The following is a 20,080-nucleotide window of genomic DNA, read 5'->3' as shown; positions in this document are numbered from 1 at the left end:
CCGGGCCTTCGGTAGCACGGACTACGGCCGGGAGCTTGGTGCCGTTCGCAAGACCGCGCTACCTTCGGGCCGAGGGGCCTCCGCTGGTGACGACCGCCGCCGGACCACCGGGACCCGTGCAGCGCGGGTGTCAGCGACCGGCCGCAGCGCGGACGAGTTGGATGAGTTCGTTCTCGTCCAGGCCGATACGGCGTGCGGCGGCGACCAACTGACCGGCGAGGTCCACGACGGCGGCCCGGCCCGCCGGGGTCCCGGCGCGGACCGTCGCGCCCCGGCCCCGGCGTAGTTCGATCAGGCCTTCGTCGCGGAGTCGCTGGTAACCGGCGAGTACCGTATGGATGCTGACATCCAGCGATGCGGCGAGTTCACGTGCGCCGGGCAGCCGGTCGCCCGCGACGGCCTCGCCGTCGGCGATGGCGCGGCGCACGCAGGCCGCGATCTGGTCGGCCAGGGGTTCCGGGCGCGCCGGATCGACACGGATCAGCACCGTCACGCGGCCTTCTGCACGACACCCGCCAGAACCCCGGCGCCCGTTTCGGCGTCGTCCACCGAGACCGCGAACTGCCGGCCTGAGCGGCGGGTCACCACGATGCCCGGACCGCCGCGCAGTACTACCGCGGTGGCGCCCGGGGTCAGCCGGATTCCGTAGCCGCCGTAATGGGCGGGCGAGATATCGGTGGCGGTGACCTCGGTGATTTCGGCGGGCGACAACCGCCACCGCGGCCAGCCCAGCAGACCGGTTCCCACGGTGAGCCCGCGCTGATCGACGACTACCCGCACGAGTGCGAGTTGTCCGACCAGCAGTCCGGCGAGTACCGCGATCACACCCACACCGGGGTGCACGACGAATCCGACCGCCACACCGATCACTGCCGACGTCACGCCCGCCAGCAGCATCCACGGCGAGGTTGCCCGCCGTGACCAGCTCACTCGTTCCGTGCTTCCGATGGGAAGAGGTTCGGCGGGCGCGGGGGCATGTTCGGCCACCGGGCTCGCCGGAGCGACGAGCCAGCCCAGGGCGCCGCACAGCAACGCCAGCACCGCCGCCACCGGAAACATCCAGCCGGGCAGGGTCGCCTGTGCGGCATCCGTCAGGCCGACGTTGGCGCGGGTGCTCGCGAACAGGATGACGCCGAGCAAAGCGCCGACGCCCCAGGAGCTCGAGACGAGCAAACGGTTGGGGTCGAGGGTGGTATCCGGGCGGCGTGCCGGCGCGCCTTTCCGGTTGCCGGCCACCACCATCGCGGCGAACAGCGCACCCGAGCCGATGGCCAGCGCGGCGGCGATACCCATGGTGGCGACCCGTCCGGTGAAACCGTCGGCACCGCCGGAAGAGAAGTGGGTGGCCAGCGGATCGGGAAGATCCTCGGCCGCGGCGGCCAGTAGGACGAGGTTGGGGATGGCGAAGAGGATGGGCGGGAGCCCGGCCAGTATGCAGAGCCGGAGCGAGCTGGGTCTTGTCACGGCAACTCCTTTGTTATGTTTGAATCATAACAAAGGGTTCAGTGATGGCCGGTTTGGGGTAGACCTGTCGGCGGGGACGCGCACACTGACGCCATGGCATACGACGAAGAACTGGCGGAGCGGATCCGGGACGTGGTGGGTGCCGCGGCCGATATCTCCGAACGCAAGATGTTCGGCGGGCTGGCCTTCCTGTTCGGCGGGCATATGGGGGTCGTGGTGCTGGGCGGCGGCGGATTGATGATCCGGATGGCACCCGAGGAGGCAGCCGCGCTGGTCGACGATATCTCCGTGGCGCCGATGGTGATGCAGGGCCGGGAACTGGACGGCTGGCTGCGGGTGAGCTCCGGCGCTGTCGCCGGCGATCCCGCGCTCACGGCATGGGTGGACCGTGGTGCCCGGTTCGCCCGGTCGCTGCCACCCAAGAAACCGAAACCCGCGAAGCGGCAACGCTGATCAGTCCACCGCCGGAAGTGCTGCGGCAGGACGTTTTCACCAGGCTTCGTTCGAATTCAACGCGACCAGCAACCGGCGGATCGCGGCCACCCGGCGCGCTTTGCCCGGGAGTTCGTCCAGGGCACATTCCGGATCGGCGGGCGGCCCGAGATGGGTGCATCCACGAGGGCAGTCCTCGATCGCGGCGCCGAGATCGGTGAACGCGGCGAGCACGTCGTCGGGGGTGATATGGGCGAGACCGAACGAGCGCACCCCCGGAGTGTCGATCACCCAGCCGCCGTCCGGCAGCGCCAGCGCGACCGACTGCGTGGACGTGTGCTTACCTTTGCCGACGCCGGAGACCTCCCCGACCGCCCGTGCGGCATCCGGAACCAGCCGGTTCACCAGCGTGGACTTCCCGACCCCCGAATGTCCCAGGAAGCAGGTCAGGCGGCCGGTGAGCATTTCCAGGGTGGCGTCCAGGGGGTCGTCGACCCCGGCATAGACAATGGCCAGGTCGAGATCGGAGAAATCGCCGGCGAACTGCGAATCCGCGGCCAGGTCGTGTTTGGTCAGGCACAGCACCGGGGTCAGGCCACCGGCGAAAGCGGCAACCATCGCACGTTCGACGAAACCGGTGCGCGGTGGCGGATCGGCCAGTGCCACCACGATGAACAACTGTTCGGCATTACCGACGACCACCCGTTCGAACGGATCGGTATCGTCGGCCGTCCGGCGTAATACGGTGCGCCGCTCGGCGACCCGTACGATCCGCGCAAGGGTGTCCGGCCGGCCGGAGAGATCGCCGACCACATCAACCTCATCGCCCACCACGATCGGTGTCCGGCCCAGTTCCCGGGCGCGCATCGCGACCAGCGGCCGCGCCGGATCGCCGTCCAGGACACAACCCCAGCGCCCCCGGTCCACCGACACCACCATCGCCGGCTGCGCGTCACGATGCTGCGGGCGGGTTTTGGTGCGCGGCCGCGAACTGCGCCCCGGACGCACCCGCACATCGGATTCGTCGTAGGAGGCGCTGCTACGGCCGCGGCGGCTCAGTGGGCCGCTCCCGGTGCGGCCGATTCCGGATCGAGCATGGACTCCCACAGGCTGACGAAATCGGGCAGGGTTTTGGCGGTCGTGCCGATGTCCTCGATCTCCACGCCGGGTACGGCGAGGCCGAGAATCGCGCCCGCCGTGGCCATCCGGTGATCGGCGTAGGAATGCCAGCGGCCGCCGCGCAGCGGGGCCGGGGTGATCGCGAGGCCGTCCTCGGTTTCGGTGACCTGGCCGCCGAGCCGGTTGATCTCGGTGGAAAGAGCGGCAAGCCGATCGGTTTCGTGGCCGCGCAGATGCGCGATACCGCGCAGCCGCGAATCCGAATCCGCCAGCGCGGCCAGCGCGGCGACCGTGGGCGTCAGCTCGCCGACATCGTGCAGGTCGATATCGATACCGGCGAGCCGGTCCGGGCCGGTCACGGTGAGGGCTCCGTCGGAGAAACCGGCTTCGGCACCCATCCGCACGAGGATCTCCCGGATCACATCGCCGGCCTGGGTGGTCAGGCGCGGCCAGTGCGGGATGCTCACCTGTCCGCCGGTGACCGCCGCGGCCGCCAGGAACGGGGTGGCGTTGGACAGATCGGGTTCGACCTTCCAGTCGACCGCGCGGATCTCGCCCGGCGCCACCGTCCAGACCTGTTCGGCGCGGTTGTCGGCGGGCGCCTCGACCGCCACATCGGCGCGCCGCAGCATCTCCACCGTCATCTCGATATGCGGCATGGAGGGCAGGGCGCCACCGGAGTGCCGGACCGTGACGCCCTCGTCGAACCGGGCGGCCGAGAGCAGCAGCCCGGACACGAATTGTGAGGAACCGGAGGCATCGATGGTGACGGTGCCGCCGCGTAGCGCACCGTTACCGCGCACGGTGAACGGCAGGGCATCGCCCTCGATGGCCGCGCCGAGCCCGCGCAGGGCGTCGAGAATGGTGCGCAGCGGGCGGACGCGGGCGGCGATATCGCCGTCGACGGACGTGTCCCCGGTCGCCAGCGTGGCCACCGGCGGTACGAAACGCATCACCGTACCCGCCAGCCCGCAATCGACCCGGCCGCCACGGAGCGGGCCGGGAGTGACGGCGAGGGTATCGGCATCACCGATGATCTGGGTGCCGAGCGCGCGTAGGGCATCGATCATCAGTCCGGTATCGCGGCTGCGTAGTGCGCCGGTGATGGTGGACGGACCGTCGGCGAGCGCGGCCAGGACCAGCGCTCTGTTCGTGATCGATTTGGATCCGGGCAGGGTGACGGTCGCCTGCACGGGGGCGTCGACATGGGGCGCTGGCCAGAAACTCACTGCACCATCTTGGCGCATCGGGCCGACAGGCGTGCCGGTGGTGCTCCCGAGTGTGTCGCCGGGCACCACCGGCCGCCTGTTCATCTGTGCCGGACTCTCACTTGTTGCGGCCGTGCAGCAGCGGCACCATCTTGCGCAGCATCTTCATATTCGCCTGGGTGCGGCTGTAGCTCATCAGCGCCATACCCGGGATCGCGAAGCGCTGGACCGCGATCGAATGCGGGCGGACGAACTCGCGCAGGCCCGGTTCGCCGTGGATGCGGCCGATCCCGGAATCGGCGCTGCCGCCGAAGGGCAGGCCGGGGATCGCGGCGAAACCGAGCACCGAGTTCACCGAGGTCGCACCGACTTTCAGGCGGCGGGCGATCGCCAGGCCGTTGTTCTTGGAGTACACGGCCGAGGCCAGGCCGAAGGTGGTGTTGTTCGCCAGCTCGATCGCCTCGTCGATGGTGTCGACCGTGGTGACGGTGACGGTCGGCCCGAAGGTTTCCTCCTTGACCGCGGCGGAGTTCTCGTCCACGTCGACCAGGACGACCGGTTCGATGAACGGGCCCTTCACCGATTCCGGGCCACCCAGCAGCGCCTTGCCGCCACTGGCCAGCGCCGCCTCGATATGCCGCTTGACGATATCGATCTGGCTCGGCATCGTCATCGGGCCGTAGGCGGCACCGTCTTCGGAACCGGGCTTGACGTCCTTCAGGATGCGGGTCAGTTCGGTGAGGAACTGGTCCTTCACCGATTTGTCCACGTAGACGCGTTCCACGCCCGCGCAGGTCTGGCCGCTGTTGGAGGTGGCGCCCCAGGCCACGGCGTCGGCGGCGGCCTTCACATCGGCGTCCGCGGCGACGATCACCGGGTCTTTACCGCCGCATTCCAGCAGCACCGGGGTGAGGTTCTCGGCGGCCGAGGCCATGATCTTGCGGCCGGTGGCGGCCGAACCGGTGAACGCGATCTTGTCCACATCCGATTTCACCAGCGCGGCGCCGGTGGCCCCGAAACCGTTGATCGCGACGAATACGCCCTCGGGCAGTTCCGGGTTGGCCTCGGAGAAGGCCTCGGCTACGAAATTGCCGATACCCGTAGAGAATTCGGACGGTTTGAACACCACGGTGTTACCCGCGGCGAGGGCATAGGCAATGGATCCGTTCGGGGTGTACACGGGATAGTTCCACGGGCCGATCACGCCGACGACGCCCAGCGGGCGGTATTCGATCCGGGCGGCGAAATTCGCCATCATCGGGCCCGAGGGGACTTTCTGCGGCGACAGCTTCTTCTTGGCGTTCTTGGCCGCCCAGGCGATGTGCTCGAGCGCCAGCATGAGCTCGAGGAAGGCGTCGTCGACGGGTTTGCCGTTCTCGGCATGGATGAGGGCGCAGAACTCGTCGGATTTGGCGACCAGGCGGCTGGACCAGCGCAGCAGTGCCTTCTTGCGGCCGTCGAATCCGAGGTCGGCCCAGACGCCGGTGGCTGCGCGGGCCTTGGCGACGGCGTCGGCGACCGCCGCGTCATCCGCGATCGGATACGTGGCCAGCGTCGCGCCGGTGGCCGGATCGACCGAGGTGAGCACCGATTCTTTCTCGGCGGCTTTTTCTGTGGTTGTCACAGGGTCTCCTCTGCGGGAAGTAGGGCGGTAGCTGCGCGCGCGGACGGTGCAGCCTGTGACCGCCACGTCCCCGTTGAGAGAATGCTAAGACATAACTCTCAACACGTCACCCAGTACTAGCCCCCATTGTCGTCCTCCGGGTCGCAATTGTCTCGATCTGTCGGTATTCGGTGCGACCATCGGAGTATGTGCGGACGTTATGCGACGACGACGAACCCCGGGCGCCTCGCCGCGGAGTTGGACGCCCTCGACGAAACCGGCCCCGCCCCGTCGGAAATCCGGGCGGGGAGCGCCGGTGGATCGGGCGCCGCCGAATCCGATGCCGGCCCGGACCAGCGGCAGTGGGCGAACTACAACGTCGCCCCCACCACGCAGATCCTCACCGTGGTCGACCGGCACGATCACGACGACCGCGGCGACGACATCCACCGGCGGATCCGCCGGATGCGCTGGGGGCTGATCCCGCACTGGACCAAAGCGGCCGAACCCGGCGTGCCCGTCAAAGGAAAGCCCCTGTTCAACGCCCGTGCCGATAAAGCGGCGAGCCTGCCGTCGTTCCGGGACGCGGTGAAATACCGCCGCTGCCTGATCCCCATGGACGGCTGGTACGAATGGCTGGTCGAACCCGATCCGGCCGGTCCGGGGCGCGGTAAGAAACCGAAGGTGATCAAACACCCGTACTTCATGTCGCGGGCCGACGGTTCGCGGCTCTACATGGCGGGCCTGTGGTCGGTCTGGCGGGACCGTTCCCTCGACGACCCGCGGCCGCTGCTGTCGTGCACCATCCTCACCACCGACGCGATCGGCGATCTCACCCGTATCCACGACCGCATGCCGCTACCCATGCCGCAGGAGCACTGGGCCGCCTGGCTGGATCCCGACCATCCGGCCCCCGCCGAACTCCTGGAATCCCCCGGCGAAGAAGTGGTCGCCCAGATCACGGCGCGCCCGGTGCCGCCCCTGGTGAACAGTGTGAAGAACAACGGCCCGGAACTCCTGGCCCCGGCCGACGGGACCGCCGAACAGCCGACGTTGCTGTGAACCGGGTGCTTCCGGGGTGCGCGGGCTGCCCCGGAAGCACCCACACGATCAACTACCCAGCGGGCAGCTGACCGCCGGGGTCGCGATACTCAGACCACATTTGAGCAGGTCGGCGCTGAGATCGATGGTTTCGGAGAGAATCCCGCCGCCCGCCTTTTCCGCACGTTCGGCCGGTCCGTTCTTCGATTCACCGTCGTCGGTGGAACCCTTCTCACCGCCGAGCGGATACTCGCTCGGCGCCGCATACGCGGCCGGTGCCGCGAGCGAGGTCGTCAGCAGGGCGGGGGCAACGGTCAGCGCCGCGGCCGCGGAGACGGCGACGAACACGGTGCGCAGGGGTTTGCGCGGGGACATATCGCATCACATCCTCGGGTCGGTCCAACTCCTCGCCCACAAGTAACGCATACAAGGGTGCGCTACCAGCGGATTCCCGCGCGGTGCGCGGGCGAGTTGCCCGGATTCGGAGTGTGCGGCGCAGCCACGGGTCCGCGCGGCGCAACCGGCGACAACGCCGTGCCGCCGGTTGCGCCGCGCTTTCCGAGGCGGGGTGGACCTGTTGGTCGCGGATCAGTTCCCCGGGACCCCGGCCAGTTCGCGATCCTCCGTCGTGGGGCGGGCCGCGAACGGGCATTGCCAATCGGCGGGTTTGGGACGCCCGGAGTAGCGGCGTGCCTCGGAAAGCTGTTCGTACTCCAGCAGATTGGGGTTGATATCGCCCTGCAGGGTGATGTCCTGTTTGCGGATCTTCTCCGCCAGCCGATCCCACATACCGGCCGATTTGATCAGCCCGAACTGTTCATGGGAATTGAACGCCAGCATCGGAAACGGTGGCCGGCGGCCCAGCCGCCGATGCGTCTCGTGCAGCCCGATAACGAAGAACGGGTGGCCTGCCACGCTGTATCCGAATTCGCCGGACTGCGGATCGGACGAATACCCGGGCGCCCACCCGTACCTGTCCGCTTCCGCCTCGTGCAGCAGCTGGAGGTGCTGCCACAGTAATTCCTCGAAACGTAACTCGTCCACCCCGCGAGGTTGCTCGAAGGTGGCGATGAAGCTGGTGAACTTCCGCGGGTTCCAGTCCGCGTCGCCGACGTATTCGGCAAGATCGAGTGCCATCAACCGAGCCGAATCCTCGCCACCCATCACGTCGTAGTGGCGGTGCGTGATACCGCCTCGGCGCCAGGCGGAGCGGCCCGCCAGACAGGCGAACCGGTCTCCCAGGAGGAACTTCTCCAGTTCAGCTCGCGCGTCCGTCGTCAATCCCGGTGTTCCTTTCAACCACGTATCTTCGTTCGTAGGACAGGTCGGCAATCCACCTGGTGAACCCACCCGCCTCGACCGCACTGCGCTGCCGATCCTGTCAGTCGATCGGCACTGTGCGCGAATCGGGGGAATTCTGCGGATCGGCACCTGGTAGCGGCCGCCCTGCTACGCGGCAGCAAACAGTCATCCGAACATGTCGCGGATCACAGCGGGCACGGCTCCGGCCCGGTCGTCGGGGGATCGGTTCGACTGTGCTGGTCTGCTCGGTTGACCTGGTGGTTCGTCATCGAGAACCTGTTCGCTGCGCTCCGCGCCCACTCGGATCGGTCGATCACCGTCCGGCCCGTCGGCGGGCGCCTCCGGGCCGGTATCGGCAGTGCGGCCCGGTCTCGAGCGTTCAGGCAGTGACCGGTGCGGTCACCGCGCCGGTCAACCGGATCAGATCCGCGGGAGCGACTTCGATCTCCATCCCGCGTTTACCGGCGCTGCAGAACACGGTTTCCCAGTTCAGTGCCGAGGCATCGATCACGGTCGGGTGGCGGCGGCGCTGCCCCAGCGGCGAGATCCCGCCGAGCACATAGCCGGTGGCGCGTTCGGCCTTGGCCCGGTCCGCCATCGTCGCCTTCGGGGCCCCGAGCGCGGCGGCCGCCGCCTTCAACGACAAGGTCTGCGGGACGGGGAGCACCGCCACCGCGAGCGATCCGGTGGACAGCTCCAGAACCAGCGTTTTGAAGATCTGCCCGGCTGCTGTCCCGAGCCGCGCCCGCAGCGCCTCGACCGCTTCGGTGCCGTAGGAGTCGCTACGCGGGTCGTGATCGTAACTGTGCACGGTATGTCCGGCCCCGTCCGCGAGCAGTGCGCGGATCGCCGGTGTGGCGCCTGCTGCCATGGCCAGCACCTTAACCCGGGAACACTTCGCGACCGGTGCGGGTTGTAAGCGGCAGATACAGCGCATCGGGCGGGCCGTGCCCGGCCACCGGTGCCCAACCCGTTAGAGCGAAGGAGCGACGGTGCCCGTTCTTGTCGAACAACGCCCGATCACCGCGGATCCGGCCCCGGCGCGCACGCGGTTCTTCTCCGACTTCACACTCCCGGTAGATTTGGCTGGTGAACCTATCGAAGGGACACGTGTGACGAGCGAGGACGACGTGGCGACCGGCACCGGCGCCGACGAGCGGCCTGCCGAACAGCCGGAAACCGGCGCCGAACTGGACCGGCGGTTCGAGCGGGACGCGCTACCCATGCTGGATCAGCTCTACGGCGCCGCGCTGCGGATGACGCGTAACCCCGCCGACGCCGAGGACTTGGTCCAGGAGACCTATGTCAAGGCCTATGCCGGTTTCAAATCCTTCAAAGAAGGCACCAACCTGCGGGCCTGGCTGTACCGGATCCTCACCAACACCTATATCAACTCCTACCGGAAGAAACAGCGCCAGCCCGCGCAGTATCCGACCGACGAGATCACCGATTGGCAGCTCGCGGCCACCGCGGAGCACAGTTCGACCGGTCTGCGTTCGGCGGAGGTCGAGGCCCTCGACGCACTCCCGGACGACGACATCAAGGCCGCCCTCATCCAGTTGCCCGAGGAATTCCGGATGGCGGTGTACTACGCCGACGTCGAAGGTTTCCCGTACAAGGAAATCGCCGACATCATGGGCACACCTATCGGTACGGTGATGTCCCGGCTGCACCGCGGCCGGAAACAGCTGAAGGGTCTGCTCGGCGATGTTGCGCGCGAACGCGGGTTCAACCGCACCGCCGAGTCCACCGAGGTGCGCCAGGAGGTCAAGCAGTGAGCACCGAGCATGATCCCGATATGGAGCTCGACTGCACGGCGGTACTGGCCGATGTCTGGTTGATGCTCGATGGCGAGTGCGACGATCGCACCCGTGAACGGCTCCAGCACCATATGGACCACTGCGCGCCCTGTATCGAGGCCTACGGCATCGAAGAGAAGATCAAGAGCCTGCTCAGCCGCAAATGTGGTGGCGACAAGGCCCCGGATGCCCTCCGGGAACGCCTCATGGTGGAGATCCGCAGCCGCTCGGTGACGATCACGACGGAGGAGACCCCCGCCGAATAGACCGTCTCGCCGACCGGACAACGCGTGGCGGAGGTGCCCGCCGAATACCGTCGGCCGGGAAACGGCCAGCGTGTGACCGCCGGATACCCGGCCGCCGCGCGCATGAGAAAACCCGCACTCCTCGGGAGTGCGGGTTTCTTACGTTCCGTACCTGTGCCGGCGGCTCAGGAGTTGGGACGTTTGCCGTGATTGGCGGCGTTGCCCTTACGGCTGCGCTTCTTGCGGCCACGCTTACCCATGGGTAGCTCCCTCCTGGGGACGTTTCCCGCGACTGCGGGGAGTAGATATCGATCCCGGCCATTGTTTCACGTGTGATTGGCTGTACCGACGGCGGTACATCGGGCAGCGGGACCCGATACCGGAACGAAGCTGATGGACGAGGTGTCATGGCCGAAGAAGTGCGGGCGGAAATGGTCTCTACGGTGCTCACCGTCGAGGTCGCGGTGGGCGACCGGGTCGCCACAGACCAGACCCTGGTGCTGCTGGAATCCATGAAGATGGAGATCCCGGTGCTCGCCGAGGTCAGCGGTTCGGTCGCCTCGGTCGCCGTCGAACCCGGCCAGGTCCTCCAGGCGGGCGACCTCATCGCCGTGATCGATTGATTCCTGCGGCTGCCGCCGCTCGACGGGTTCGGACCCGCGTCGGTTTCACCGCCCCCGTTTGCAGTGGGTGCGGGACTTCCGGTCCCGGACACGACCGGTGTCCGGTGCCGGCGCTTTGTCATTCGGTGCCGGGCCTATGCGTCGCGGTAGTGCTCGGCGACCGCAGCGAAGGCCTTCTTGGGTTCCCAGGGCATATCAGGGTAGGTATCGCCGCAGCCGTCCGGTAGGACCTTGACGATGCCGAGGCCGGCGAGGTCGAGGTCGTCGCGCGGGTCGCCGGTCGTGCGGTGGGGATAGTTGTACAGCGCGAAGAGGAAGACGAACGTGCTGTCGACGCCTTCGGAATCGAAGATCTCCAGCAGCTCGCGCAGGTAGTCCGCCTGGCCGGCCTCGTCCCGGACGTAGTCGCCTGTCAGGCGGACGGGGTCGCCGTGCGCGTCGTATTCGACGATTTCCATACTCCGCGGCGCCACATCACCGGCGCCACGCCAGGTGGCCGTGCCGAAGCCGGTGACGGCCACCGGTTTTCCCTGCGCGACGAGGCTGCGGACACCTGCGCGGAACTGGTCGGCGACCTCGGCGGAGCGGATGAGTTCGATGGCGAGGAAGTCGAACGGGGACCAGTCGATGCGTTCGAACGGTATGCAGGCGTAGGTGATCTTGCCGTGGAAATGTTCGCGGATCGCCGGTAGTGCGCCACCGAAGAAACCGTCGAGCCGGGCGCTCACCTCGGTGAATCGTTCGGCCCGGTGTTCGGGATCGCGTAACAGCAGGTCCAGTCGTTGCTCCACGGTGTCGCCGGGGACGAAGCCGCGGTTCATGATGCTCAGTTCCACCCCGGCGACGAATACCATCTCGGCACCCGTCCGGCGCAGCCGCTCGGCCCGCTGTGCGCAATCGGTGAGCAGCGTCAGGATCTGCTCGGGTGTCAGTTCCAGCGGGTAGGGCGAGAACCAGACCTCGAGCCCCAGTTCGGCGGCGCAGCGGGCCGCGAGTTCGAGCCGCTCGGGGTCGCCGCCGATGATCTGGACGGCATTGCAGTGCAGATCGTCGCGGATGATCGTGAGTTCACGCGCGACCACTGCCGGGTCGAAGTCCGGCCGTGAGATACGGCCGCCCCGGATGAATCCGGTGTCGTAGGTCATTCCTCTGCCGCGCATGCGCACGCTCCGTTCGTCGATCTGCCCCCTGCGGTGAACCATAGACGTTAAAGTTGCGTGCACGCAATTTTGCGTGCACGCAGATTGTGTGCGAAGCTGCTCACGTGACGACGGGGCATGAGGGGCTGCGCGAGCGGAAGAAACAGGCCACACGCCAGGCGCTGCGTGAGGCAGCACTGCGACTGGCGCTCGAACACGGGCCCGGGAACGTCCGCGTGGAGGACATAGCCACCGCGGCAGGTGTTTCGCCGCGGACCTACAACAATTACTTCTCCAGTCGCGAACAGGCGATCGTCGCCGCCGTCACCGCCGAGCGGGAGGCCTCGGTGGCCGCAGCTGTGGTGGAGCAACCGGCCGGAGTGCGCCTTGCCGAGGCCGTCATCCAGTCGATCGTCGACCGATATACCGACGCGGGGGAACCTGCCCGCGACGGTCTGTTGCTGATCACCACCCACGCGGGGTTGCGGGAGTCCTTCCTCGCAACGGCCGCCGCGATCGAACACCCGCTCACCGATGCGATCGCGGCGCGACTCGGCGCGACCGGTGGATCGACGGCCCGTGTCCTGGCGGCAAGTGTGACCGCTGCCGTACGCGTCGGCCTCGAACGATGGCTACAACCGCTCGCCGGACCGTCGGCCGGGACGGGGCTGGTCATACCGTCCGGACCCCTCGCCGCCGCCCTCCGCACCGCTCTCGCTCCCCTGGAACCGGCCTTCGATGCGGCCGAACGGACCCATCCCGTCTCCGATTCGGCCGCCGCTGCCCCGAACAGCCGGCCATAGGACTCCGCTCGCGTGCCGGGCTGTCGCGGCTTTGCTCACCACGCCACCACCGAGGCGGGGGAGGGCCCGTGGTTGCTCGCGCGGCTTGGGTTCGGCTGCGGCGGCGTCCGTGACCGTCCAGTTCCTCATCACTGCCGGGGTTCGCGCACGCCCTCATGGTCCGCGACTATTCCGCCCGCTGGACCCGACGGCGTGCGGTCGTGACGGAGTGATCGACGGGGGCCGCAACTCTGTACGCGACGGGCACGCCAGAATTACCCCCATGTCGACACTGAGTGATCTGCTGGCCGAACACACCGATCTCCCCGGCGTGGCGGTGGATCATCTGCAGCGCGTCGTCGGGGACTGGCAGTTGCTCGCCGATCTTTCGTTCGCCGATCTGCTGCTGTGGGTCGGAGCGGGGCCGATTCAGGACGGCGCCGATATCGTGTGTGTCGCGCAGTGCCGGCCCACCACCGCGCCGACCGTCCATCTGGCGGATCTGGTGGGCTCGGTGGCTCGGCGAGCGGATCATTCGCAGGTTTTCGATGCGCTGATCAGCGGGGAGATCGTGCGCACGGATGCCGAGGGTGAGGCGGCCGGGGTGTATCACCCCTACCCGGTGCAGGCGATCCGGGAAGCGATCCCGGTGCGTTGCGGTGACGATGTGATCGCGGTGCTGAGCCGCGATACCGACCGGCAGCGTTCCCGGGTGCGCAGTGGCCTGGAGATCGCCTATGTCGCATGTGCCGATGATCTGTGCCAGATGATGGCCGACGGAACCTTCCCGACCACCGAGGACCGTGCCGCCACCCATTCCAGCCCGCGGGCCGGGGACGGGTTCATCCGGCTCGATACCGAGGGCATCGTCACCTACGCCAGCCCGAATGCCCTGTCGGCGTATCACCGTATGGGTTTGCAGGCCGATCTGGAGGGGCAGGATCTGGCGACCACCACGCGATCACTGATCACCGACCCGTTCGACGCGCAGGAGGTGGTGGGCGATATCCAGGCCGCGCTCGCCGGGCGTACCGGCCGGCGGATGGAGGTCGAGGCGCGTGGGGCGACCGTACTGTTGCGCACACTGGTGCTGCGCCCGCACGGCGAACTGGCCGGGGCCGCGGTCCTGGTGCGCGATGTCACCGAGGTCAAACGGCGCGACCGCGCACTGCTCAGCAAGGATGCCACCATTCGGGAGATCCATCACCGGGTGAAGAACAACCTGCAGACCGTGGCGGCGCTGCTGCGATTGCAGGCGCGGCGCACCGAGAACGAGGAGGCGCGGGGGGCGCTCACCGAATCGGTGCGGCGCGTCACCTCCATCGCCTCGGTGCACGAGATGTTGTCCATGTCGGTGGACGAGGAGGTCGATCTGGACGAGGTCGTGGACCGGCTGCTGCCGATCATGGCCGATGTCGCGACCGTGCACACCGCCCGGATCACCGTGCGCCGGGCGGGTTCGCTGGGAGTTTTCTCGGCCGAACGCGCCACACCGTTGGTGATGGTGCTGACCGAACTCGTGCAGAACGCCATCGAGCATGCGTTCGACGGCGGTCAGAACGGAACGGTGACCATTCGCGCAGAGCGTTCGGCCCGCTGGCTGGACGTGATCATCAGCGATGACGGGCGGGGGCTGCCGGCCGCTTTCAGCCTGGAGTCGTCGGACAGTCTGGGACTGCAGATCGTGCGCACACTGGTCACCGCGGAACTGGGCGGATCCATCGGATTACACCCCGGTACCGATATCGGGACGGATGCGGTACTGCGGGTGCCGCTGGGGCGTCGGGCGGCACGCTGATACCCGGCGGAAACTCGCCGGTTTCAATTATGCATACCGCTCAGCGGCCGTGGACGGAAACACCGCCTATTTCTCGGGCGACTTTCCGGCAAATTGCGGATTCATCTCCGGTAGGCGGCTCCGAATAAACTACGGCCCGGCACCAGATTCACTGGTGCCGGGCAATCCACGACTCCCCGGGCCGGGCTGGAAATGGTCCGGTAGTCGCTTCCCCGCGTTCTCAGACAGCCGTACGAGTGCGGGTGCGCGCATTGCGACGTTTGAGCGCGCGCCGCTCGTCTTCGCTCATACCGCCCCATACACCGGCGTCCTGCCCGGAACCCAGAGCCCAGGACAGGCATTCGGCGGTAACGGGGCAGCGGGCGCAGACCAGCTTGGCATCGGCAATCTGCGCGAGCGCAGGACCACTGTTGCCCACCGGGAAAAACAGCTCAGGGTCCTCATCGCGACAGATGGCCTTATGGCGCCAGTCCATTCCTTCTGCTCCTTTGTAGGGCGCCACAGGGCGCCGATCGGTTGCTGGATCGTTCACTTGTGCGAACTGAATGTTTCCGCACGGTTGCTTGTGAATGCTTTCACGAACACCGTAGATGTCAATAGGTATCCGACGCACCGTGGGGAAGCTCACGCACTGAAGGCCCCACGAGGAGACCTGCCGCAGTCCTTTTTACTCGCCTACGCCGGTTTCCGCAGCACAAACGGGATTTATTTCCCGGATGCGCCACGTCATACCGGTCGTGGAGCGACCACATCGAGGACATCCGGCACAGCGGTGAAATCCACCACGTCGCGCCTGCCGATGAAGTCGCCGTCGATTTGCAGGCCGATCGGCTCGGCACTCGATATGCGCACCGACGGGACGTCGTCGTCACGAAACAGCTTCCGCGACTTCGGCTCGGAGTGTGGCGACAACAGTTGTGTCGCCAGCCGAAGTGTAGGCAGTAATGCCATGGTTCGCACGGCGAACACACCGAGACCCGATTCGAACCTGGTGCCGGGATTGGTACATACCGGTGTCGCATTCAGATAGGTCCACGGACTGGTGTTGGTGACGAATGCGTAATGCACGCCCGAAACGGGCTCGCGGCCCGGAACATGCACGGTGACTTCCGGTTGCGCCCGTTTCGCGCGGAAGAACTGCGCCACGGTGGTGCGCACATAGCGCGCCGGTGTCGCCGACCGTCCTTTGGCGCGGGCCGAATCGATGGTGGCGCACACCTCCGCGTCGAGACCGACGCCTGCGCTGAAACAGAACCACCGGTCATCGGTGATGCCGAGCCCGATACGGCGATCCCCGTCACCGGCTTTGAGAAGGTCGATCAATTGATTGGTCGCCGCCACCGGATCGGGTTTGATATCCAGCGCGCGCGCGAACACATTGGCCGAACCGCCGGGAATGATGCCGAGCCGGGGCCGCCACGCCTGGCCGTCGTCGACCTGCGGCAGCGGTACGAAACCGTTGATCGTCTCATTGACCGTCCCGTCTCCGCCGTGCACCACGATGAGATCCATCTCGTTGGTTGCCGCCCACTGCGCCAATTCGGCGGCATGACCGCGATGCTGGGTATGCGCGACCGTCAACTGCGTTCGGCTCTCCAGGGCGTGCGCGAGCAGGTCACGGGTCGCCGCCGTGGTAGAGGTCGCATTGGGGTTGACGATCAACAACGTCCGCATGGGGTAATTCTGGCCCGTCCGCGATACACCGGTCCAAATGCCTCGGACTCGGCGCCGAACATGCGCCCGCGGGCATCGGGAAAACACAACTTAAGCTGGCGGGGTGGTCGAGCGAAAAGACGTTGGTGTGCCCGGGACCGTGCGTGGCGCCGGTGGGCTGGTGACGCTGGAAGGCGCCGTCGCGGTGACGGTGGCGGTGGTGCTCGTGGTGCGGGCGCTGCTGGGGCACGAAGAGGACGCGATCAGCGGTTACGGCACGGCCATGTGGTTCGGGATCCTCGGCGGCGCGGTGCTCGCCTCGGGTATCGGCCTGTTGCTCGGACAGCGCTGGGGGCGGGCTATCGCGGTGATAACCCAACTGTTGCTGTTGCCGGTGGTGTGGTCGTTGCTGTTCGGCTCGGGGCAGCCGCTCTACGGGACCTTTCTCGGCGTGGTGGCGCTGGGCGCACTGGGCCTGCTGTTCGCTCCGCCCACCTCGCGCTGGGCTGCCCAGGAGTACGGAGCCACAGACGACGAATGAGCGTACGGTCCGGAGGGCGCCGGGCCGTTACCGGTGGTGCGAACCAGCGGTCGCGGCCAGCGCGGACAGGGCCGGACCGCTGAGCCGGTAGCCCACCCAGTCGTCCTGAACCTGGGCACCCAGGGATTCGTAGAAGCCGATCGACGGCGTGTTCCAGGTCAGTACCGACCAGCTGACCCGGCTGTAGCCGTGCGAATGCGCCTCATGCGCGAGAGCGGCCAGCAATGCCCGGCCGAGCCCGGTACCGCGCGCCTCCGGAGTGACATACAGGTCTTCGAGGTAGATCCCGTGGACGCCGTCCCAGGTGGAGAAGTTCAGGAACCAGATGGCGCATCCCGCAACTGTGCCGTCCACGAGTGCCACATGGGCGAAGACGGCCGGGTGCGGGCCGAACAATGCGGTGTGCAGCTGCTCGGCGGTGAGCGTGCATTCCTGCCGCGCCTTCTCGTATTCGGCCAGGCCGTAGACCAGGTCGACCAGTGCGGGAACGTCGCCGGGCTCGGCTCGGCGGATCACCGGGTCGGCAGCGTGGGACACGATATCTCCTTCGGTTCTGTCAGGCAGGGGCGGCGAAACAGCGGCACGGGTGCTGGCGAAACACGGTGATCGGCGGCATTCGGTCCGGTGACCGTCTCATCCGGTGCCCGGTCGCAGATTGTGCGCCCACAAGGTGGGTTCGTCGTGCTCGTAGCCCAGCACGCTGACCGCGGCCGTCGCCAGCGCGAACCGCCGGCCCTCCTGGACCGGGAAACGGAGCCAGCGGGCGATCAGGGCGCGGGAGAAATGCCCGTGCCCCACCAGGATCACATCGCGCTCGCCGAGCGCGCCCGCCGCGGCGGCGAGGACACGGTCGGCCCGCGCACTGACCTCGGCCGCGGATTCACCGCCGGGTACGGCGCCGGTCCAGATGGTCCAGCCGGGGTCGCCGGTGCGGATCTGCGGGGTGGTGCGGCCCTCGTAGTCGCCGTAATCCCATTCGGCGAGGTCCGGTTCGATCCGTGCGCCGGTCAGCCCGGCCAGTTCGGCGGTCCGCTGCGCGCGGGCGCGCGGGCTCACCAGGACCATCGGGTCCCGCAGCCCCAAACCGGCCACGACCGGACCGGCCGCCGTGGCCTGACGTTCACCGGTCGTGGTCAGCGGTAGGTCGGTGCGGCCGGTATGGCGATGCTGTACCGACCAGCTGGTCTCGCCGTGGCGTAGCAGCACCACACGGGCGTTCTCGGAGCCGGGCATACGCACCATGATGCCCGGCGCGGAATCCGGCCCGCGCGCCCGAGGTCGTGGGGGCCGGCACCCGGGCGGCGGCAAACCCGCCGGGCTCCGATCGACGTACCCTGCCGACACAGTCCTTCGGCCGAGGGCGAATTCAGTGGAGTCCGTCGGTCTGGACCGGACCCGATGGAATCGGGCGCCCAGGCGCTGAGGTCGGGCATCCTCTCGGCCCGGCCGCGACCGGTGTAATCCGCCGCCGCGGTCAAGAACACGGCGACTCTGTGGCCGGGAAACTGCGCAGCTTTTCGGATCGGGCGGGATGCCGGTGCAGTAGCGGCCCACAGCGCCCGGCGCCGACGACGGCAGCGTCCCCATGGGTACACCGGTCGGGAACGTCCGGGCCCACATCCTCGCCGGACACCCACCGTCGCCCGCGCCGGTGCAGTCTGTCGGCGCGGCCGGTGGAGCGGGGTGGTGGCCTGCTGATCCGGGTCGGTGGCCGGCAGGTCAGCCCGCCCTGTCGGGGATCCGGTGGCCCCGGCACAACCTGCGCCTCGGGCCTCGGTCAGCGCGATCCGGCCAGGGTGAGGATCACCAGGGGGATGGGGTGCTCGGTGGTGGCCTGGAAATCGGCGAGTAGCGGGTTGTTCGCCAGTACCCAGGAGGCGAACTCGTCGTAGGCGGCGCCGGTGAGGACACGGGCCGTGGCGTGGTGAACGTGATCGCCGAGCTCCACGATCACCGCCGGATCCGCCCGCACATTGTGGTACCAGGACGGGTACCCGTCGTCGACGAGCGAACTGATGTAGAGGGTATCCCCGCGATACAGCGCGGCGAGCGGAACCACGTGGCGCTTACCGGTTTTCGCGCCCGTTGTGGTGAGCAGTAGCAGCGTCGCATCGGCATAGGCGCCGCCGACGCGCCCGCCGTTCGCCCGGAACTCGCGGATCACCTCGGTGTTCCATACCGCCGGAACAACGTCGGTGTGCTGGTTCCACGGCGCGTCGGGATCGTCGTAGCGGGCGGTCTCGGCCGTGGGGGCCGCATCGGTGGGCCGGGCTGCTTCTGTCATACCCGCCAGTGTGCCCGCGGGTACCGACAAAAACGTTTCACCGCAGTGGTTTTGCGGGGCGGTTCGCTTCGGCGTCGCCGGTTTCGGGGGCGTCCGGATCGGCCAGTGCGACGAGTACTCCGTCGCGATGTTCCAGAACCGTGTTGCCGAGCACCCCGAGCGAGATCGGGCCGCCGCGATAGTCCGACCGGTCCACCGGTATCCGGGCGATTTCGGTGCCGTCGGCAGGATCGAGGGCCGCGATGGCGCCAGGTACCGGAATCAGGAGCCGGTCGGCCATGAGCACCGGAGCGCCCAGTGCGTCGGCCGCCGTCCACATCGGGTCGAAAGTACTGGCCTGCAATGCGATCACGCTGTTACCGGTGAAGACGAGGAATGCGGAACCGGCCCGGACGGTGGTGGTGGTTTCGTCGAGTGGTGCCGAGAGTTCCTGCACCACCAGCGGATTACCCTTCGCGTCGAATACCGTCAGGCGGGGCGCGGCCGCCTCGGGACCGTCGGCCCCGGGCTGATAGACCGCGATCCGGTTGTCGGAGACCGCGATAACCCGCGCATCGGGCGAATCCGCGCCGGGGCCCTCCAGGATCCGCGAACCGTACTCCTCCGGCACATTGTCGTCCTTGGGTGCGGGGGCCAGCACGGTGAGCCGCCCGGCCGGATCGCCCGGGCAGCGTTCCAGCACCACCAGTCGCGACGAACTCGAGGCCGCCGATTGCAGCTCGCAGTCGTGCCGCGGCTGGGTCTTCCAGTTCTCCTTGGCATCCACATAGCCGTATTCGAGGGTGCGGACGAGATCGGAGCGCCACACCTCCAGCCGCCGCGGCCCGTGCGCCACCACGTAGGTGCCGTCGACCGAAAGCCGGACCTGATCGTCCATATAGCTGCTGCGGGCGGTGCGCCGGCGGCCGTCGGCGCCGGAGAGCATGGTGGTCTCACTGCAGCCGCGCTCATTGCGGTACACCGCGATCACCATGCCGAATTGCGCTTCGACCCCGCACAGCGGCAGATCGCGGCTGTAGCGCCACACCTGATCACCGGTGCGCCGAT

The 20,080-nt window shown here is 67.9% G+C and carries 24 protein-coding genes; 8 read left to right on the top strand and 16 right to left on the bottom strand.

The genetic code is table 11. From position 1 onward, the window contains the following. Positions 1-130 precede the first annotated feature (130 nt). Positions 131-487, bottom strand: coding sequence for a GntR family transcriptional regulator (locus QH196_RS03845; protein WP_280414347.1), 357 nt, complete (start codon positions 485-487; stop codon positions 131-133). Positions 488-489: 2 nt separating this feature from the next. Continuing rightward, positions 490-1,464 carry a hypothetical protein gene (locus QH196_RS03840; RefSeq protein WP_280414342.1) on the bottom strand — a complete coding sequence of 325 codons (975 nt, stop codon included), beginning with the start codon at positions 1,462-1,464 and terminating at the stop codon, positions 490-492. Between the two features lie 93 nt (positions 1,465-1,557). Here QH196_RS03840 and QH196_RS03835 point away from each other — a divergent pair, with 93 nt between their 5' ends. Continuing rightward, positions 1,558-1,917, top strand: a complete 360-nt coding sequence (locus QH196_RS03835; RefSeq protein ID WP_280414341.1) for a TfoX/Sxy family protein — start codon at positions 1,558-1,560, stop codon at positions 1,915-1,917. Positions 1,918-1,953: 36 nt separating this feature from the next. Here QH196_RS03835 and rsgA read toward each other — a convergent pair whose 3' ends face one another. The 3 genes from rsgA to QH196_RS03820 form a co-directional block, all read right to left on the bottom strand. After that, the gene (gene rsgA, locus QH196_RS03830) at positions 1,954-2,979 is read right to left on the bottom strand and encodes a ribosome small subunit-dependent GTPase A (protein WP_432279429.1); all 1,026 of its coding nucleotides are present in this window, start codon (positions 2,977-2,979) and stop codon (positions 1,954-1,956) included. Beyond that, positions 2,952-4,262, bottom strand: a complete 1,311-nt coding sequence (gene aroA / locus QH196_RS03825; RefSeq protein WP_280414345.1) for a 3-phosphoshikimate 1-carboxyvinyltransferase — start codon at positions 4,260-4,262, stop codon at positions 2,952-2,954. The genes rsgA and aroA overlap by 28 nt, the downstream gene beginning before the upstream one ends. A gap of 79 nt (positions 4,263-4,341) precedes the next feature. Continuing rightward, positions 4,342-5,847 carry an aldehyde dehydrogenase family protein gene (locus QH196_RS03820; RefSeq protein WP_280414340.1) on the bottom strand — a complete coding sequence of 502 codons (1,506 nt, stop codon included), beginning with the start codon at positions 5,845-5,847 and terminating at the stop codon, positions 4,342-4,344. Between the two features lie 186 nt (positions 5,848-6,033). Here QH196_RS03820 and QH196_RS03815 point away from each other — a divergent pair, with 186 nt between their 5' ends. After that, the gene (locus QH196_RS03815) at positions 6,034-6,888 is read left to right on the top strand and encodes an SOS response-associated peptidase (RefSeq protein ID WP_280414339.1); all 855 of its coding nucleotides are present in this window, start codon (positions 6,034-6,036) and stop codon (positions 6,886-6,888) included. Between the two features lie 48 nt (positions 6,889-6,936). Here QH196_RS03815 and QH196_RS03810 read toward each other — a convergent pair whose 3' ends face one another. The 3 genes from QH196_RS03810 to ybaK all read right to left on the bottom strand — a co-directional run bounded on the left by QH196_RS03810 (position 6,937) and on the right by ybaK (position 9,040). Further along, positions 6,937-7,242: a hypothetical protein gene (locus QH196_RS03810; RefSeq protein ID WP_280414338.1), complete on the bottom strand. Its 306-nt coding sequence runs from the start codon at positions 7,240-7,242 to the stop codon at positions 6,937-6,939. A 213-nt stretch (positions 7,243-7,455) separates the two neighbouring features. Beyond that, entirely contained in the window at positions 7,456-8,148 is a 693-nt protein-coding gene (gene gntA / locus QH196_RS03805; RefSeq protein ID WP_280414337.1) for a guanitoxin biosynthesis heme-dependent pre-guanitoxin N-hydroxylase GntA, read from the bottom strand. A 400-nt stretch (positions 8,149-8,548) separates the two neighbouring features. Continuing rightward, positions 8,549-9,040 carry a Cys-tRNA(Pro) deacylase gene (ybaK, locus tag QH196_RS03800; protein WP_280414336.1) on the bottom strand — a complete coding sequence of 164 codons (492 nt, stop codon included), beginning with the start codon at positions 9,038-9,040 and terminating at the stop codon, positions 8,549-8,551. A gap of 241 nt (positions 9,041-9,281) precedes the next feature. On the opposite strand from ybaK, the gene QH196_RS03795 reads away from it, so the two are divergent. Together QH196_RS03795 and rsrA are read left to right on the top strand one after the other, a co-directional pair. Next, a complete protein-coding gene (locus QH196_RS03795) occupies positions 9,282-9,947 on the top strand; it encodes a sigma-70 family RNA polymerase sigma factor (RefSeq protein WP_086007777.1) in 666 nt (221 codons plus the stop codon). A 20-nt stretch (positions 9,948-9,967) separates the two neighbouring features. Further along, entirely contained in the window at positions 9,968-10,234 is a 267-nt protein-coding gene (rsrA, locus tag QH196_RS03790) for a mycothiol system anti-sigma-R factor (RefSeq protein WP_280414344.1), read from the top strand. A gap of 164 nt (positions 10,235-10,398) precedes the next feature. Here rsrA and QH196_RS32475 read toward each other — a convergent pair whose 3' ends face one another. Beyond that, positions 10,399-10,473: a 50S ribosomal protein bL37 gene (locus QH196_RS32475; protein WP_110293457.1), complete on the bottom strand. Its 75-nt coding sequence runs from the start codon at positions 10,471-10,473 to the stop codon at positions 10,399-10,401. A 147-nt stretch (positions 10,474-10,620) separates the two neighbouring features. Here QH196_RS32475 and QH196_RS03785 point away from each other — a divergent pair, with 147 nt between their 5' ends. After that, positions 10,621-10,836 carry a biotin/lipoyl-binding carrier protein gene (locus QH196_RS03785; protein WP_280414335.1) on the top strand — a complete coding sequence of 72 codons (216 nt, stop codon included), beginning with the start codon at positions 10,621-10,623 and terminating at the stop codon, positions 10,834-10,836. A 134-nt stretch (positions 10,837-10,970) separates the two neighbouring features. Here the strand turns inward: QH196_RS03785 and QH196_RS03780 are convergent, their stop codons facing one another. Next, on the bottom strand, positions 10,971-11,996 hold the full coding sequence (locus tag QH196_RS03780; RefSeq protein ID WP_280414334.1) for a hypothetical protein: 1,026 nt from the start codon (positions 11,994-11,996) through the stop codon (positions 10,971-10,973). Between the two features lie 104 nt (positions 11,997-12,100). Here QH196_RS03780 and QH196_RS03775 point away from each other — a divergent pair, with 104 nt between their 5' ends. Continuing rightward, a complete protein-coding gene (locus QH196_RS03775; protein ID WP_280414333.1) occupies positions 12,101-12,778 on the top strand; it encodes a TetR/AcrR family transcriptional regulator in 678 nt (225 codons plus the stop codon). A 262-nt stretch (positions 12,779-13,040) separates the two neighbouring features. Then, the gene (locus QH196_RS03770; RefSeq protein WP_280414332.1) at positions 13,041-14,555 is read left to right on the top strand and encodes a sensor histidine kinase; all 1,515 of its coding nucleotides are present in this window, start codon (positions 13,041-13,043) and stop codon (positions 14,553-14,555) included. Between the two features lie 220 nt (positions 14,556-14,775). Here the strand turns inward: QH196_RS03770 and QH196_RS03765 are convergent, their stop codons facing one another. Both QH196_RS03765 and QH196_RS03760 read right to left on the bottom strand, forming a co-directional pair. Beyond that, the gene (locus QH196_RS03765; RefSeq protein ID WP_033243220.1) at positions 14,776-15,030 is read right to left on the bottom strand and encodes a WhiB family transcriptional regulator; all 255 of its coding nucleotides are present in this window, start codon (positions 15,028-15,030) and stop codon (positions 14,776-14,778) included. Between the two features lie 251 nt (positions 15,031-15,281). Further along, on the bottom strand, positions 15,282-16,229 hold the full coding sequence (locus QH196_RS03760; protein ID WP_280414331.1) for a diacylglycerol/lipid kinase family protein: 948 nt from the start codon (positions 16,227-16,229) through the stop codon (positions 15,282-15,284). A 127-nt stretch (positions 16,230-16,356) separates the two neighbouring features. Between QH196_RS03760 and QH196_RS03755 the strand changes: the two genes are divergently transcribed. Further along, a complete protein-coding gene (locus QH196_RS03755; protein ID WP_280414330.1) occupies positions 16,357-16,749 on the top strand; it encodes a hypothetical protein in 393 nt (130 codons plus the stop codon). A gap of 27 nt (positions 16,750-16,776) precedes the next feature. Here QH196_RS03755 and QH196_RS03750 read toward each other — a convergent pair whose 3' ends face one another. The 4 genes from QH196_RS03750 to QH196_RS03735 all read right to left on the bottom strand — a co-directional run. Then, positions 16,777-17,265: a GNAT family N-acetyltransferase gene (locus QH196_RS03750; RefSeq protein ID WP_280414343.1), complete on the bottom strand. Its 489-nt coding sequence runs from the start codon at positions 17,263-17,265 to the stop codon at positions 16,777-16,779. Positions 17,266-17,382: 117 nt separating this feature from the next. Continuing rightward, positions 17,383-17,982, bottom strand: coding sequence for an acid phosphatase (locus tag QH196_RS03745; RefSeq protein WP_280414329.1), 600 nt, complete (start codon positions 17,980-17,982; stop codon positions 17,383-17,385). Between the two features lie 544 nt (positions 17,983-18,526). Next, entirely contained in the window at positions 18,527-19,033 is a 507-nt protein-coding gene (locus QH196_RS03740; RefSeq protein ID WP_280414328.1) for a nitroreductase/quinone reductase family protein, read from the bottom strand. A 37-nt stretch (positions 19,034-19,070) separates the two neighbouring features. Beyond that, on the bottom strand, positions 19,071-20,080 hold a 1,010-nt coding region (locus QH196_RS03735), incomplete at its 5' end, for an Rv3212 family protein (RefSeq protein ID WP_280414327.1).

Origin of the sequence: Nocardia carnea, assembly GCF_029868325.1 — a bacterium.
In the GTDB taxonomy this organism is placed as follows: Bacteria; Actinomycetota; Actinomycetes; order Mycobacteriales; family Mycobacteriaceae; genus Nocardia; species Nocardia carnea_C.
The sequence above is the reverse complement of the archived record's forward strand: the minus strand, read 5'-3'. Positions and strand labels throughout refer to the sequence as shown.